Origin of the sequence: Flavobacterium anhuiense (assembly GCF_900101855.1) — a bacterium.
GTDB lineage: Bacteria > Bacteroidota > Bacteroidia > Flavobacteriales > Flavobacteriaceae > Flavobacterium > Flavobacterium anhuiense.
The window spans coordinates 45,441-60,724 of record NZ_FMVC01000009.1 but is presented as its reverse complement, the minus strand read 5'-3'; the positions used below and the strand labels follow the sequence as shown (position 1 = coordinate 60,724).

The following is a 15,284-nucleotide window of genomic DNA, read 5'->3' as shown; positions in this document are numbered from 1 at the left end:
TTCCTACCTTAATATATATTATAGCTTTTCTGCGATTCTTAATTTGGCACTTCTCGCTCTATTATTAATCTTGATTTCTTCATCATCTGGAACAATCAGTTTTCCGATAGTTTTAAATGGAACTGAAAAGTTTCCGTAAAAATCTCTTTCTGGCTCTCCTTCAAACATTCCGTTTTTAATAAATCTTTTTACCAAACGATCTTCTAAAGAATGATACGAGATTACCGAAAATCTTCCTCCTGGTTTTAAAATCTCCAATGACTGCTCTATAAATTCTTTTAGAACATCCATTTCTTGGTTAACTTCGATTCTGATTGCCTGATAAATCTGAGCCAATACTTTATTTCGAACTTTTTCTGGCAAGAATCTTTTCAAAACTTCTTTCAATTCTTCGGTTGTTTTGATTGGATAATCTTTTCTTGCCTCAACGATTGTTCTTGCTAAAACCGGTGCATTTTTCAACTCCCCATAATCAAAAAAAACACGACGTAAATCCTGTTCTTCATATTCGTTAACCACTCGATAAGCATTTAAATCATTTCTTTGACTCATCCGCATATCTAACTCGGCATCAAATCTTGTTGAAAAACCTCTTTCAGGAACATCAAACTGATGTGATGAAACTCCCAAATCTGCCAAGATTCCGTCTACCGCTTTTACTCCGTGAAAACGTAAAAATCTTTTTATGAATCTAAAATTCTCATTTATCAAAGTAAACCTTTCGTCTGGCAATGCATTTGCAAGCGCGTCTTCGTCTTGATCAAATGCAAACAGCCTTCCGTTTGGCCCCAATCTTCTTAAAATCTCTTTTGAATGACCACCGCCTCCAAACGTAACATCTACATACACACCATCAGGTTTAATATTTAAACCATCTACTGTTGGATGAAGCAAAACCGGATTATGATATTCCATCTTCGTCGTCATTAATATTTCCCATTACTTCTTCGGCTAAATCTGCAAAATCCATATCTTCGCCGCTTATTGATTTTTCGTATAAATCTTTATCCCAAATCTCAACTATATTAACTGCAGATGAAAAAACCACATCTTTAGAAATGCTTGCAAAAGTCACTAAGTCTTTTGGCACAAGTAATCTTCCCAATGCATCAACCTCAACCACTTTAACACCAGCAGTAAACCTTCTAATGAAATCGTTGTTCTTTTTTACAAAGCGATTAAGCTTATTGATTTTTTTCATCATCGCATCCCATTCTACCATAGGATACAACTCTAAACACGGCTGAAAAACAGAGCGCTTCAAAACAAATCCGTCTTGAAGAGAAGCAGTCAATTGCTTTTTTAAAGGAGCAGGCATCATTAGCCTTCCTTTAGCATCGACTTTACACTCATATGTTCCAACAATTGTGTTCAAAAAAACTAGTTAACATGTTATACAGCAAAAATATAAAAAATATTACCACATTTTACCACTTTATACCACTTTGTTAATAAGTTTAACCACTTTACTACCACTTTTCATAATCAACAATCAATCAATACCTTAACTATTAATTAACGGATTCTCAAATACGCTAATCATTCAAAAAAATAATGCGCTAATTTTCTTAAAAAATTGATTATAATGCATGTTTCTTAACATTTGAATATTTTGCGAAATATGCATTTAATTACTGATTTTTAACCATTTACAAATTCTACTCAAATTATCTAGTTAAAAAATGGCATCAAAAATTCATTTTTGTTGAATTAACCCTATATTTGTCGAAATTGAAATTGGCATTAGATTAGATGGACAAACACTATAAAAAAGAAGGCAAATACAGCTATTTTGAAGCTGGAGAAGGAACTCCGATCGTTATTCTGCATGGTTTAATGGGAGGTCTTAGTAACTTTGATGGTGTAGCACAATATTTCCCAACGAAAGGATATAAAGTTGTTATCCCAGATTTGCCAATATATACTCAAAGCATTTTAAAAACGAACGTAAAAAGTTTTGCGAAATACGTAAAGGACTTTATCACTTTTAAAGGTTTTGACAAAGTTATTCTTCTAGGAAATTCGCTAGGCGGACACATTGCTTTGTATCACACAAAACTTTATCCAGAAAAAGTTGCCGGACTTGTAATCACAGGAAGTTCTGGACTTTACGAAAGCGCAATGGGAGACAGTTACCCACGAAGAGGCGATTATGAATACATCAAAACAAAAGCTGAAGCTGTATTCTATGACCCAAAAATTGCAACTCCTGAATTGATTGATGAAGTTTACGCTACGGCTAACGATCGCATCAAATTAATTAAAACTTTAACCATTGCAAAAAGTGCAATCCGCCATAATATGGCTAAAGATTTGCCAAAAATGGACGTTGAAACTTGCATTATTTGGGGAAGAAATGATTCTGTAACACCTCCAAATGTGGCAGAAGAATTTGACAAATTACTACCCAATTCAACTTTATACTGGATTGACAAATGCGGTCACGCAGCAATGATGGAGCATCCTCAGGAATTTAATGAAATTCTTGAAAAATGGCTTATTGAAAAGAAATTATAGCCGTTAAAATTTATTTTTTAGGAGGTTTTAAAACAAAGGAATATGAAAATTAATACCGCCGAATTTATTGTCAGCAATTCTGACGCATCAAAATGTCCGAAGGATTTTTTGCCAGAATATGCTTTTATAGGAAGATCAAACGTAGGTAAGTCATCTTTAATCAATATGCTTACCAACAATAAAAACTTAGCAAAAACTTCTGCAAGACCAGGAAAAACACAATTAATCAACCACTTCAAAATCAACAACAATTGGTTTTTGGTCGATTTACCAGGTTACGGATACGCTAAGGTTTCAAAAAAAACAAAATCAGTTTTCCAGAAGTTCATTACAGATTATTTCGAAAACAGAGAACAATTAGTATGTGCTTTTGTTTTAATTGACATTCGTCACGAAGCGCAGAATATTGACATTGAATTTATGTCTTATATGGGCGAAAGCGAAATTCCATTCTGCATTATTTTTACGAAAGCGGATAAAATTGGCAAGACTAAAATAGATTCGCATATCGCAGCTTACAAAAAACAAATGTTCGCCAACAACTGGGCCGAAATGCCGCAATATTTTGTAACCTCATCTGCAGAATCAATCGGAAAAGAAGAGCTTTTATCTTATATTGACCAAGTGAATCAGGAAGTTTTTAAAAACAACTCGGGATTTTAAAATTTAAATTCCAAATTAAAAACAAACTCATCATAAAAAAATCCCAAATTCCAAGCTTACAATTGGAATTTGGGATTTCTTATATTTGAAAATTAACTATTTCGTAAGTTCTAGTTTCTCTGCAAAGTAATCGCAGAAATCTTTCATGGTATCAGACATTTTTTCATCATCTGTTGCACGCTTGAAAGTGTCAGACATAGCCACTAAAGTCTGGTGGAAGAAAATTTTCATTTCGTCTACCGGCATATCTTTTGTCCACAAATCGATACGCATGGTTTCTTTTGCTTTGCTATCCCAAATTGACAGCATTATTGCTTTTGCTTCTTCAGCTTGAACTCCACCGTCCTGCGCACTCCATGTTAGTTTTTCCGGAACGCGGTTTTCGTCCAATTCTATATTAAATTTAATCTCTGAGTTTATATTTGCCATTATTTCTTAGGTTTATATTTTGATTTTTCGAAGATTTCTTTTGGCTCAAGCTTAAATAACTCAGCCAAAGAAACATCACTATTATTTTTCATGTAAGAACGTACCATCTGCCAGCCAATCCAAGCTCCCACTCGTCCTGGAGAATCGTTATCAATTTCCAAAAAGAATTTAGAAAAAGGTGCTGGAGCTATAAATCGTGCCTTCAATTTCGGATCTTCATTGTAAAGCATTTCATTTTCTATAAAATAGCGCCACATATAGGCTTCATTTTCTTCACACCATTTTATTTGCTCCGGCGTATAGCCTATTTTTTCAGCGTCTGTATATTCAGGAATCATTAAATCTTTTGCGTAAAGCTGCTTCCCTTCAAAAATCATTTGAGCGACAAAACTCTTATCTATAGAATTTGGAATATTTCGATACGAAAAACTAGAAACCACATCTGGCATAATTTGTCTTTCTTCAAAGTTCTCTTTTAAGTAATTTGGAAACTCATAAAATTTATGGTTTTTCCCTAAATATAATTCCAAAGCTACAACTACGAGACTGTCTGCATAAATTGATTTCGCATTATAATCCATTTCTCCAATAACAGTAATTACCTTCGGAATTCTTGTTTTAGGAAAATAATATTTTACATGCTGAAAAAGCTCATTAAACTCTTGGCGAACAGGTTCAAAATTACTGTATTTTTTCTGAACTTCTTCGTAAACTTCTCTCCAGATCGGATCATTCATTTTCTGAATCCAAACATTATCGTCATTACCAGGAAAGAAATACGGATACTCTTTTTTTATTTTTGGAAGATCTTGCGGTTTAGTTTCAAAAAACACCTTATCAAATCGTTCTACTTTAATATCAACAGGAATTTCTTCTACTTCTTTTTCAACCTTACTTTTTTGGTTGCAAGACAAAAAAAACAGGCACAGAACCACTGCAAAGCGATAAATTTTCATTTTATTTTAATTAGATTTGTGTTATCAGAATTTTAAGCAGTTGCGTACTCAAAATAATTCTGCAAATATACATCCCTGCATCTTAAAACTTAAACTATTATGGCTAAAAAAAGCACAATTCAGACAGAAAAGGTAAATACGCACATTGTAGAGTGGTTAAAAAATTACGCTACTAATGCAAAAGTAAACGGTTTTGTAATTGGAATCTCGGGAGGTGTAGATTCTGCAGTAACTTCAACTTTATGCGCACAGACAGGACTGAAAGTTTTATGCGTCGAAATGCCAATTCATCAGGCAGAAAGTCAAGTTAATAGAGCGAAAGAACATATTGAACAGCTTAAGAGACGTTTCCCGAATGTTTCTGAGGTTCAAACTGATTTGACAGGAGTTTTTGAATCTTTCAAAAGCGCTGTTCCATCAACAGAAGATACTGCAAAAGTAAATTTAGCTTTAGCTAATACTCGTGCTCGTCTTAGAATGACATCTTTATATTATTTAGCGGGACTTCATGGTTTATTGGTTGCTGGAACCGGAAACAAAGTAGAAGATTTTGGCGTTGGTTTTTACACAAAATATGGAGATGGCGGCGTAGATTTGAGTCCGATTGCTGATTTAATGAAATCTGATGTATACGCTTTAGGAGAATTTTTGCAAATTCCGCAATCAATTTTAACAGCTGCACCTACTGATGGATTATTTGGCGATAATCGTACCGATGAAGACCAATTGGGAGCAAGTTATGATGAACTAGAATGGGCAATGTTGGCCGCGGAGTCAGGAAAGACGGCATCTGACTTTGAAGGGAGAGAAAAATCTGTCTTTGAAATTTATAAACGATTAAACACCAGCAACAAGCATAAAATGGATCCAATTCCAGTTTGTTTGATACCAAAAACGTTAAAATAACACATTTTAACATTCTCTGCGAGTTATTACAGAATTTATTTATTAATTTTACCGTTCCAAAAACATGAACAATTCTAAAAAAGGTAAAAATTATGATTAAAGTATGTCTAGCAGACAATCATCCTGTGACGCACTTTGGCGTTAAGTCTTATTTCAAAGACCACGATCAAATTTCAATTGTTGCCAACGTAGGCAATTTTTCAATGGTTAGAGATATTCTTCAAACGAAGGAAATCGATATTCTAATCTTAGATTTAGAATTAGAAGGTCTTTCAAGTATCTTCGAAATTAAATCAATCCTGAAAAATTTCCCAAAAACAAAAATTGTTATTTTCAGTGATCTTGCTGAGCAAATGTATGCTCCAAATGCAATTAAAGCAGGAGTTTCTGGGTATGTACACAAAACAGAAAAACTTGAAACATTAGGTCATTCTATTATTAAAGTACACGAAGGAAAAATTATCATCAACGAAACAGTACGCAAAAACATGGCACTTATCGCTAAACAAAGTAAAAGCGAGCGTCTGTACAGAAAACTTTCTAACCGAGAAATCGAGGTTTTACGTTACTTAAGTGATGGTAAGAAAAACAATGAAATCTCTAAAATCTTAAATCTGAACGAAAAAACGATCAGTACTTACAAGCTAAGATTATTAACAAAATTAAATGTTACTAATTTAGTTGACTTAGTAAACAAAGCTAAGACTTTAGAAATTATTTAATTACAAAATCGATTAGCTTAAAATTTAAACTAATCAAAACTTTATAAAAACTCTATCTTTTTTGATTAATCAGATTAGATAGAGTTTTTCTCTTTTTAGTGATAAGGCACCACTACTCGGCCTAATTTTTTCGAAAAATTATTCAGCAGTTTAGAATAATCGATCACCATACTTAAAATTTCTGAATTATCTTCTTGCGGATTGGTCAAAAGAGAATTCTTTAATTCTGCGATAATTCCAGACACCAAATACCATCTCATAGAAAATATCGTATCAGAAACATTCTGTTCTATGGTTTCGCTTTTATGTTTTGGAAAAATATTCTGCCCTTCCCAATTATGAATGGTCAGCCTTTCATCTTCCATTAAAATATTGGTCACCTCTTGTGCAAATTCAGGCTCAAGATGCATCAAATATTTATCTAAACTAAAAGTCTCATTCTGATTGTAAAAAGAAATAATGTTATTGTAAATATTCTGAAACAAGGTATTCGACAGTTCTACCTCATCTTCTTGAAGACTCAAATATATTTTTTCAAAAACTTTATATTGTCTCTTCTCCGAAACTTCTTTTACATTCCCTTCTTCGTCTGCCTTTAAGTACACATCCTCAAAACTCTCTACAACACTGCCATATAATAGTAAAATCTCAATGATTTTCCTTTCAAAACCATATAAAATATCTACTTTTTGAGTTTGCCCTTGCGGATAATATCCTGGATCTCCTGGATAATCATAACCTTCTGGCGGACCTGTTCTAGGATCTTCTGGATCTCCTCCTGAAAATGTCCCCGCTTGCGGAGGCTGATTTCTAACCACCTCAAAAGGTCTTTGTTCCTGCTTCTGCTTTTTATTGGCGTCAGCTATATCTTTCTGAATCAGCTGTGCTAAAGTACTCGTCAAGACCTGCTCCGAAATATCCATAATTCGGGCACATTCCTGAATATAAACTTCACGCTGAATACGGTCTGGTATTTTGGAAATACTTCCAACCATATCACGAATCAGCTCAGCCTTTTTTATTGGGTCGTTTTTAGCTTCGCCCATCAAAATCGAAGCCTTAAATTGTATAAAATCTTTACTATTGCTTTCTAAGTAGGCAACTAAATCGTCATGCGAATTTTTACGGGCAAAACTGTCTGGATCTTCTCCGTCAGGAAAAGAACAAACTCGTACGTTCATTCCTTCTTCCAAAATCAAATCGATTCCTCTGATAGAAGCTCTTAAACCAGCTGCATCTCCATCAAAAAGAACTGTAATATTTCGCGTCAGACGATTGATCAAGCGAATCTGATCTGGAGTTAATGCTGTTCCAGAGGATGCCACAACGTTTTCGATTCCAGCCTGATTAAACTGAATTACATCAGTATAACCTTCAACCAAATAACAATTATTTTGTTTGGCTATAGATTGTTTTGCATGATAAATTCCGTACAGCACTTTACTTTTATGGTAAATGTCACTTTCTGGCGAATTGAGATATTTTGCCGCTTTCTTATCATTGGTTAAAATACGCCCTCCAAAACCTAGAACACGTCCCGACATACTTTGAATCGGGAACATTACACGCCCTTTAAATCGGTCAAAAGGACGGTCTTCTCTTGGAATGGTTAAACCTGTACTTTCTAAAAATTCTAATTTATAGCCTTTTCCTAACGCTTCTTTGGTAAAAGCATCCCAAGTTTCTGGAGAATATCCCAGATTAAACTTTTTAATAGTCTCGTTGGTAAATCCTCTTTCTTTGAAATACGACAAACCGATGGCTTTTCCTTCTTCAGAATTCAACAAAACATCTTGAAAATACTTTGCCGCAAATTCGGAAACCAAATACATACTTTCTCGAATATCGGTATTGGCTTTTTCTGCTTCTGTCTGTTCGGTTTCTTCAATTTCGATATTGTACTTTTTAGCTAAATAACGAATGGCTTCTGGATAAGTAAAATGAGAATGCTCCATCAAGAAGGCTACAGAATTTCCTCCTTTTCCAGAACTAAAATCTTTCCAAATTCCTTTTGCGGGCGAAACCATGAACGAAGGCGAACGTTCATCTGAGAATGGACTTAAACCTTTAAAATTACTTCCTGCACGTTTTAAATTGACAAAATCGCCAATAACCTCCTCTACTCGAGCAGTTTCGAAAACAGCGTCAATGGTGCTTTGTGAAATCAAAGTATATTAAAATTTTAAAAGTTGAGAGCTAGCAAAAATACGCAAATCTTGTTGGAATTTTAGTCATTTTAAACCAAAAAAGCATCTCAAAAATAGATGCTTTTTTCACTAACTAAACGACCAGTAATTTTAGTTCAAATCTACACGAAGTCCTAACGAAATGTTATTCTCTTTTACTAGATTATTCTGAAATAATGGGTTTAAATCGTATTTAAAGTATAAACTCAATTCTCTATAACCGATATACGAACTCAGACCGTAAATAAAATTATTTACATTGTAATCGCCTTTTATAGTGGTTTTGTACTTTAAATCTTCTTCTTCAAATTTTAAAATCTGTTTTGATTTTACGTTAATTCCCGCATACCCCCCAATTCCGAAACGGAAACTTTTATGAGTTTTAAAATACGTTTTCCCGTCGCGTTCTATTGGTCTTGTAAAATCAAATTCTAAGTGCACAGGCGCAACCAGATACACATTTCTAAAACGAGACTCAGTTAAATGCACTGGATTTTCAACCAGATTTGTCTGTTCGCCATCTACCACAAAACTTTTGTTATTTGTTGGACGTATATTGTTGTACATTAACGAAAGTCCGTATTTGGCATGAAGCAGATTATCATTTTTCATCAGTCTTGAATTATATGTAAATCCCCACTCGTAAAAATGCGATCCCATAAATTTATAATTTGAGTCCTGAAGTTTTCCGTCGACCATCATATTATTTAATCCCATTGCAAATACGAATTGAGATGTTGTTCTCTTTTCACTGCGAATAGAATCTTTATGATGGCTATATGACTTCCAGCGAATCATGTACACCTTTGCGGAATCTTCTTTTATTTTTCCGTCTACTTTTTTCTGAACCAAATCATTTAACTCATTTTGGGCCAGAGTCACCTTTTCCTCAATGATTACAGCTCTTGCTTCCGCCAGTTCTTTTTTGCGCTTGTCGGCTTGTTCTTGGGTAATTTTCCCTTCAGATAACTGAACATTTACAGCTTCAACCTCTTCTTTTAGAGCTTCTTTTTCCTCTTTGGTAATTTTTTCGATTTTATTAGCAATCCTTTTTGCTTCAGATTCAAATGTCTCTTGCCCTACTACTTTACTTACTATTAAAAAGAAGAAAAGTATAAGATAAATGGTAAAATTTCTCATGATTGATTGTTTTAAATTGATTGAATATTTGATTGATGATGATTTTTTAATTATTAATTATAAATGGTGAATTGTGAATTTTCACTCTTGTTGATTTCTATTAGACAAAGCGACTTTAACTTCTTGAAGATTTTTGTTCACTTTGGTGATTACTTTTTCTCTAAAAGAAAGTTCCAGTTCTCCATCTACTTGATTCAGCAAATCGTTGGCATTTATTTTTACTTTTGCTTTTTTGGTCTGATTTTGAGCTATAACTTTATTTTCGGCTGTTTCTAATAGCTGATCAACATTTTCCTTTTTTGAAGTTTCCGCAATTTGAGTTTGATTGTTAACTGATTGTTTTTCTTGATTGTTTTTGATGATGATTGAAGACTCCGCTACTTGATTTGATGCATTTTTAATGGTTTTATTTGAGATTTGTCCCGAAGCTTTGGGATTAGTTCTTTCTTCTTTATTTACTATTTCTTCTGAAGTTTTTTCAGCAATTACAGTTTCTGTTTTTACTGAATCAGTATTTTTTACAATAGGCTCTGCAATTCGTTCGTTTTTGGATTCCGTTTCTTTTTCTACAATTACTGTTTCTGGCGTTGCAACTGATTTTTTATTTTGATTGAAAAACAAAGTCCCAACCAATAAAAGCCCCACAACACTTGCTGCGATATACAGCCATTTCCTGTTTTTCTTTGGCTTTTTCTCTTCTGCTACACTCAACATCGCATCCAATCGATCCCAGGCGTTGTTGCTTGGTTCAATTTCGCGTTGATTTAGTTTTTCACGGAAATCCTTTTCAAAATTATTCGGTTCCATTATCTTGTCTTTTTAAAATAGTAATTTGTGTTTGCAGCATTTTTCTAGCATGCGATAATTGCGATTTTGATGTTCCTTCATTAATGCCTAACATCTTAGCAATTTCATTGTGTTTGTATCCTTCAATTGCATATAAATTGAAAACCATTTTGTACCCATCTGGCAAAGCATCAATTAAATACTGAATCTGTTCTACTGTAAATTGACTATCGATCTCATTAAAACTTTCTTCTACAAAAAATTCATCTTCAGCAAATTTTACTTTTTTCTGAACTCTTAAATACGAAATGCATTCGTTAACCATAATCCTTCGAATCCAGCCTTCAAAACTTCCTTTGTGCTCAAAGTTTTTCAAATTTGTAAACACTTTCATGAAAGCCGTTATCATTACATCTTCTGCTAACTGAATGTCTTTTATATACTGTCGACAAACGCTCAACATTTTTGAAGAATATTTACCGTAAATCTGCTGCTGTGCCTGACGATTGTTCTCGACAGCCAACTTTATGATTTTGGTTTCTTCTTGATGTAACGAAATAATTTTCATTAATAAGCTTTTCGGTTTGGTTTTGGTTTTAGAAACAGACTTCTATTAGCATAGACGATTGTCGATTTGAAATGGTTGCATGAGGTCTAAATTTTTTTAAAAAAAATAAATTCCAAATTCCAACCAATAGCACATTTAACTGATTTACAACAAAGTAAACCAATTATCTAATTGACATTTTTTTTGATTATCTAATTAAAAAGATTATTTTTTTCTTTCAATAACATAATTTACCATTAAGGTAAGTGCCGCTTTGAACTCAGAATTTGGATAATTTTCTAGAAGAGAAAGTGCTTCCTGTTGGAATTGCACCATTTTGTTTTCGGCATAAGCCAAACCATTATTGTTTTTTACAAAGGCAATAACTTCTTTTACGCGTTTTTTGTCTTTGTTGTGGTTTTTGATGGAGTTTATTAGCCACTTTTTTTCTTGCGGAGTGCAAGTATTTAAAACGTGAATTAAAGGCAAAGTCATTTTTTGCTCCTTAATATCGATTCCTGTTGGTTTTCCTATGGCTTCTTCGCTGTAATCAAATAAATCGTCTTTGATTTGAAATGCCATTCCGATCAGCTCACCGAACTTTCGCATGTTTTCTACCTGAATATCATCTTCTATTACGGCTTTTGCACCAAGCGCACAACAAGCTGCAATAAGCGTTGCGGTTTTTTTTCTTATGATTTCGTAGTAAACATCTTCAGTAATATCAAGTCGTCTGGCTTTTTCTATTTGAAGCAATTCTCCTTCGCTCATTTCACGAACGGCAACAGAAATGATTCTCAACAAATCGAAATCGCCATTATCTATAGAAAGCAGTAAACCTTTAGACAATAAATAATCTCCAACCAAAACAGCGATTTTGTTTTTCCAAAGCGCATTGATTGAGAAAAATCCGCGACGGCGATTACTGTCGTCAACCACGTCATCGTGTACTAAAGTCGCTGTGTGAATGAGCTCAATTACCGAAGCACCGCGATAGGTTCTTTCGTTTACAGTACCGCCAGAAACCATTTTTGCAGTAAGAAAAACAAACATCGGACGCATTTGTTTTCCCTTGCGGTTTACGATATAATAAGTGATTCGGTTTAATAATGCCACCTTCGAAGTCATCGATTCATGGAACTTTTTCTCGAAAAGTTCCATCTCGTTAAAAATAGGCTGCTTTATTTGAGACGTAATATTCATTTAGGTTTCAAATATACTATTTTAAATAAAAATACGTTGTGTATTTTAGGTTAGGATTTTAATATTTTACATCATAATCTAAAAACACCCTCCAAAAATAGCTCTAACTAATACTGATTTGAATTCATTAACTAAAAAAGAACCCAAAACTATTTATTTATGAAAACAAAATTTTTATTAATTGGAACATGTATAATTACATTGTCTTTTTTCATTAGCTGTAATTCTGATGAAAAAACAAATGACGGATCATCAGCTGCGATTACAAATGACGAAATTATAGCTAATGCTAAAATTGATGCCTCTGTAGAAGACGTTACGAATATTGCTGAAGATCAATTTAGTGCTCAGCTTAACATAAATTCAAAACCTAGTGGACCAATAAAAAGTTTCCTTCCAAGCTGTGCCACAATCACTACCGTTTTAACCAATAATACTTGGACAAAAACCGTAGATTTTGGTGTTGAAGGATGTACACTGAATAACGGAAATACCGTAAAAGGAAAAATGGTTGTGTCTTTTTCAAACGATTTTAGCTCTTCTACCCAAACCATCAGCTATACATTTGAAGGGTTTTATCATAATGGCAGAAAACTTCAAGGAAGTAAAAGCATTGTGAGAACGATTAAAGAAACCAATATATTGGTAACGCCTCACCCAGTGTCAACGGCTTCGATAGATTTAACAATTACTTTTGATGATGGAAAAGTGTATACCAGAAAAGGTAGTTTGGTAAAAGAAATGACTTCTGGTTATGATACTTGGTTTGATTGGGATGATAATGTTTTTGTTGTTACCGGAAGCGGTTCGACAACTTTTCCTAACGGAGATACTTTTTCAGCAGAAATCACAACTCCTTTAGAATTTAATGCCGCGTGCAGAAAATCTATTGCAGTTAAAGGGATTGTTTCTATTACCAAAAATGGCGCTTCAGCAATTATTGATTATGGAAGCGGAGAATGCGATACTCTTGCAACAGTAACAAAAGATGGAGTTACAGAAGAAATAGATTTGAAAAAATAAGCATCCTTTTTGTCCAAAAAAAAAGCATTAAGAACATGATAAATCTTGTTGTTAATGCTTTTTTGTTTAAAAACCTACGAAATGTCCCTATGGGACATATGTACGATTGTCAATATTTTTTTTTTCTACCTATCATATACTCCTAGCGGAGTATATTCTGGTAAATATTTTATGCTTCTTTGTTGGCTAGCTGCCCGCAAGCGGCGTCAATGTCTTTTCCTCTGCTTCTTCTCACTTTCACCACTACGCCAATATTTTCTAGAGCTTTTATATAAGCCATAATTGATTCTTCTGAAGCTTGCTGAAATTCGCCATCGTCAATCGGATTGTATTCAATTAAATTGACTTTACAAGGTACATATTTACAGAATTTCACCAATGCATCAACCGAAGCTTTATCGTCATTAATTCCTTTCCAAACTACATATTCGTATGAAACCTTACTTTTTGTTTTTTTATACCAATATTCTAAAGCTTCTCGTAAATCTTTTAAAGGGAAGTTTTTACTGAAAGGCATAATTCGGGCACGGGTTTCGTCTATAGCTGAATGCAATGAAACTGCTAGTTTAAACTTCACATCGTCATCTGCCATTTTTTTGATCATTTTCGGAATTCCAGAAGTCGAAACCATAATTCGTTTTGGAGACATTCCTAAACCTTCTTCTGAAGTAATCATGTCAATTGCTTTAATGACATTATTATAATTCATTAAAGGCTCTCCCATTCCCATAAAAACGATATTGGAAAGCGGGTGATTATAATACAAACGGCTTTCTTTATCGATAGCCAGAACCTGATCGTAAATTTCGCCCGGTTCTAGATTTCGCATTCTTTTTAATCGTGCTGTTGCACAGAAATTACAATCTAAACTGCACCCAACTTGACTAGAAACACAGGCAGTAGTTCTTGTTTCTGTCGGAATTAAAACCGATTCAACTACAAGTCCGTCATGAAGTCGAACGGCATTTTTTACGGTTCCGTCACTACTCTTCTGCATGGTATCAACCTTAATATGATTGATTACAAAATTGTTTTCAAGCATAGATCTTGTAGCTTTTGCTACGTTTGTCATGTCTTCAAAACTGTGAGCGCCTTTGCTCCATAACCACTCATAAACCTGATTCCCTCGAAAAGCTTTATCTCCATTTTCAACAAAAAAATTGCGAAGCTGTTCTTTTGATAAGGCTCGTATGTCTTTTTTCTCCATTTGCATGCTGCAAAGTTAATCACTTTTGTCATTTTTTGTTTGGTTTTTACATTCATTCTTAATTAAAACTCAAAAAAAGCTGGTCAAAAAATAATATCGATACTTTTTACAAAGAAACACAACGAACTAACAAGCAAACAGTTAGCCCTAACTTTCATTTTATAAAAATTAAATCCTTAGCAATAACAAGACTTTACACTCTTTACTATAGCAATTTAATAAAGCTTTAGCCATGATTTTTATCATTTCTTTTTCTTCACGCGCGCGATAATTTTGGTCTAAGAAATAAGGATAGTTTTCATTCTCTAACCACTAATTGAATTTTAAAGCTCCCTTATTTAAATGATTAACCTATACCCTATCAACATGAAAACAATTCAATCCTTTTTACTTACCGTAATTTTTACAACAATTTCATTACAAACAAATGCTCAAAAAAATTATATAGTAGCTGCAAATTCAACTTTTGAAGTAGCAGGAACTTCTACTGTACACGACTGGGTAATGAAATCTACAGAAGGAACAGGAACTGCCAATCTAATGGTCAAAGATTCTAAACTAGCTGGAATAAATAGTTTGACTGTTTCCTTATTGGCAGAAAGTTTAAAAAGCTACAAGGAAAGCATGGACAAAGTGGCTTATGAAGCCATGGATACCGAAACACACAAATACATTGAATATGTTTTAAAATCTGCAGAAAAGGTTGATGAAACAACTTGGAACCTAACTGGCATTTACACTATTGCAGGAGTGAGCAAAGAATACAAAACTCAGGTAAAAATAACTACTAACAAAGGAAGCTTCATTTTGCAAGGTTCAAATCAAATCACTTTTGGCGATTTTGAAATGACACCTCCGAAAGCTGCTTTGGGTGTTGTAAAAGCAGGAAAAGATCTAACTGTAATCTTCAATATCATCTTAAGCTAAATCTTGATGTTAAAAAACATCCTTTTTTAACATTTTAAGTCTTGGAATTAAATGTTAAAAAAATCAATTCAA

General features: G+C 33.7%; 16 protein-coding genes. 6 read left to right on the top strand and 10 right to left on the bottom strand.

The annotated features are described in order from the left end of the window. Nucleotides 1-18: 18 nt before the first annotated feature. Together rsmH and BLP44_RS20735 are read right to left on the bottom strand one after the other, a co-directional pair. Nucleotides 19-927: a 16S rRNA (cytosine(1402)-N(4))-methyltransferase RsmH gene (gene rsmH / locus BLP44_RS20740; RefSeq protein WP_170830261.1), complete on the bottom strand. Its 909-nt coding sequence runs from the start codon at nucleotides 925-927 to the stop codon at nucleotides 19-21. Continuing rightward, complete coding sequence (locus BLP44_RS20735) at nucleotides 902-1,375, bottom strand: division/cell wall cluster transcriptional repressor MraZ (protein WP_035691746.1); 474 nt, start codon at nucleotides 1,373-1,375, stop codon at nucleotides 902-904. Before BLP44_RS20735 ends, rsmH begins: the two co-directional genes overlap by 26 nt. 377 nt (nucleotides 1,376-1,752) lie before the next feature. Here BLP44_RS20735 and BLP44_RS20730 point away from each other — a divergent pair, with 377 nt between their 5' ends. Next, nucleotides 1,753-2,517: an alpha/beta fold hydrolase gene (locus BLP44_RS20730; RefSeq protein ID WP_008467162.1), complete on the top strand. Its 765-nt coding sequence runs from the start codon at nucleotides 1,753-1,755 to the stop codon at nucleotides 2,515-2,517. Between the two features lie 42 nt (nucleotides 2,518-2,559). Beyond that, nucleotides 2,560-3,180, top strand: coding sequence for a ribosome biogenesis GTP-binding protein YihA/YsxC (yihA, locus tag BLP44_RS20725; protein ID WP_008467163.1), 621 nt, complete (start codon nucleotides 2,560-2,562; stop codon nucleotides 3,178-3,180). 96 nt (nucleotides 3,181-3,276) lie between these two features. Here yihA and gldC read toward each other — a convergent pair whose 3' ends face one another. After that, entirely contained in the window at nucleotides 3,277-3,609 is a 333-nt protein-coding gene (gldC, locus tag BLP44_RS20720; protein ID WP_008467164.1) for a gliding motility protein GldC, read from the bottom strand. Further along, nucleotides 3,609-4,565: a gliding motility lipoprotein GldB gene (gldB, locus tag BLP44_RS20715; RefSeq protein ID WP_091135787.1), complete on the bottom strand. Its 957-nt coding sequence runs from the start codon at nucleotides 4,563-4,565 to the stop codon at nucleotides 3,609-3,611. Before gldB ends, gldC begins: the two co-directional genes overlap by 1 nt. 99 nt (nucleotides 4,566-4,664) lie before the next feature. Here gldB and nadE point away from each other — a divergent pair, with 99 nt between their 5' ends. Then, nucleotides 4,665-5,471 (top strand): NAD(+) synthase, encoded by an 807-nt coding sequence (nadE, locus tag BLP44_RS20710; protein WP_008467168.1) that lies wholly within the window; start codon nucleotides 4,665-4,667, stop codon nucleotides 5,469-5,471. Between the two features lie 92 nt (nucleotides 5,472-5,563). Then, nucleotides 5,564-6,193 (top strand): response regulator transcription factor, encoded by a 630-nt coding sequence (locus BLP44_RS20705; protein WP_008467169.1) that lies wholly within the window; start codon nucleotides 5,564-5,566, stop codon nucleotides 6,191-6,193. A gap of 95 nt (nucleotides 6,194-6,288) precedes the next feature. On the opposite strand, the gene dnaG is transcribed toward BLP44_RS20705, so the two are convergent. The 5 genes from dnaG to BLP44_RS20680 form a co-directional block, all read right to left on the bottom strand. After that, nucleotides 6,289-8,361, bottom strand: a complete 2,073-nt coding sequence (dnaG, locus tag BLP44_RS20700; RefSeq protein WP_091135784.1) for a DNA primase — start codon at nucleotides 8,359-8,361, stop codon at nucleotides 6,289-6,291. 129 nt (nucleotides 8,362-8,490) lie between these two features. Next, a complete protein-coding gene (locus BLP44_RS20695) occupies nucleotides 8,491-9,519 on the bottom strand; it encodes a hypothetical protein (RefSeq protein ID WP_091135780.1) in 1,029 nt (342 codons plus the stop codon). An 81-nt stretch (nucleotides 9,520-9,600) separates the two neighbouring features. Beyond that, on the bottom strand, nucleotides 9,601-10,326 hold the full coding sequence (locus BLP44_RS20690) for a hypothetical protein (RefSeq protein WP_091135776.1): 726 nt from the start codon (nucleotides 10,324-10,326) through the stop codon (nucleotides 9,601-9,603). Beyond that, nucleotides 10,313-10,873 (bottom strand): RNA polymerase sigma factor, encoded by a 561-nt coding sequence (locus BLP44_RS20685; protein WP_008467173.1) that lies wholly within the window; start codon nucleotides 10,871-10,873, stop codon nucleotides 10,313-10,315. Before BLP44_RS20685 ends, BLP44_RS20690 begins: the two co-directional genes overlap by 14 nt. Nucleotides 10,874-11,077: 204 nt before the next feature. Next, nucleotides 11,078-12,055, bottom strand: a complete 978-nt coding sequence (locus BLP44_RS20680) for a polyprenyl synthetase family protein (protein ID WP_091135772.1) — start codon at nucleotides 12,053-12,055, stop codon at nucleotides 11,078-11,080. 159 nt (nucleotides 12,056-12,214) lie between these two features. Between BLP44_RS20680 and BLP44_RS20675 the strand changes: the two genes are divergently transcribed. Further along, on the top strand, nucleotides 12,215-13,078 hold the full coding sequence (locus BLP44_RS20675) for a hypothetical protein (RefSeq protein ID WP_008467176.1): 864 nt from the start codon (nucleotides 12,215-12,217) through the stop codon (nucleotides 13,076-13,078). A gap of 169 nt (nucleotides 13,079-13,247) precedes the next feature. Here BLP44_RS20675 and rlmN read toward each other — a convergent pair whose 3' ends face one another. Further along, entirely contained in the window at nucleotides 13,248-14,291 is a 1,044-nt protein-coding gene (gene rlmN, locus BLP44_RS20670; protein WP_091135768.1) for a dual-specificity RNA methyltransferase RlmN, read from the bottom strand. A 360-nt stretch (nucleotides 14,292-14,651) separates the two neighbouring features. On the opposite strand from rlmN, the gene BLP44_RS20665 reads away from it, so the two are divergent. After that, entirely contained in the window at nucleotides 14,652-15,212 is a 561-nt protein-coding gene (locus BLP44_RS20665; RefSeq protein ID WP_008467180.1) for a YceI family protein, read from the top strand. Nucleotides 15,213-15,284 lie beyond the last annotated feature (72 nt).

Excerpts from the sequence above, each read along its gene's own strand:
- rsmH (WP_170830261.1), bottom strand. The coding sequence starts at position 927 with ATGACGACGAAGATGGAATATCATAATCCGGTTTTGCTTCATCCAACA.
- BLP44_RS20730 (WP_008467162.1), top strand. The coding sequence starts at position 1,753 with ATGGACAAACACTATAAAAAAGAAGGCAAATACAGCTATTTTGAAGCT.
- yihA (WP_008467163.1), top strand. The coding sequence starts at position 2,560 with ATGAAAATTAATACCGCCGAATTTATTGTCAGCAATTCTGACGCATCA.
- gldC (WP_008467164.1), bottom strand. The coding sequence starts at position 3,609 with ATGGCAAATATAAACTCAGAGATTAAATTTAATATAGAATTGGACGAA.
- gldB (WP_091135787.1), bottom strand. The coding sequence starts at position 4,565 with ATGAAAATTTATCGCTTTGCAGTGGTTCTGTGCCTGTTTTTTTTGTCT.
- nadE (WP_008467168.1), top strand. The coding sequence starts at position 4,665 with ATGGCTAAAAAAAGCACAATTCAGACAGAAAAGGTAAATACGCACATT.
- BLP44_RS20705 (WP_008467169.1), top strand. The coding sequence starts at position 5,564 with ATGATTAAAGTATGTCTAGCAGACAATCATCCTGTGACGCACTTTGGC.
- BLP44_RS20695 (WP_091135780.1), bottom strand. The coding sequence starts at position 9,519 with ATGAGAAATTTTACCATTTATCTTATACTTTTCTTCTTTTTAATAGTA.
- BLP44_RS20690 (WP_091135776.1), bottom strand. The coding sequence starts at position 10,326 with ATGGAACCGAATAATTTTGAAAAGGATTTCCGTGAAAAACTAAATCAA.
- BLP44_RS20685 (WP_008467173.1), bottom strand. The coding sequence starts at position 10,873 with ATGAAAATTATTTCGTTACATCAAGAAGAAACCAAAATCATAAAGTTG.
- BLP44_RS20680 (WP_091135772.1), bottom strand. The coding sequence starts at position 12,055 with ATGAATATTACGTCTCAAATAAAGCAGCCTATTTTTAACGAGATGGAA.
- BLP44_RS20675 (WP_008467176.1), top strand. The coding sequence starts at position 12,215 with ATGAAAACAAAATTTTTATTAATTGGAACATGTATAATTACATTGTCT.
- rlmN (WP_091135768.1), bottom strand. The coding sequence starts at position 14,291 with ATGCAAATGGAGAAAAAAGACATACGAGCCTTATCAAAAGAACAGCTT.
- BLP44_RS20665 (WP_008467180.1), top strand. The coding sequence starts at position 14,652 with ATGAAAACAATTCAATCCTTTTTACTTACCGTAATTTTTACAACAATT.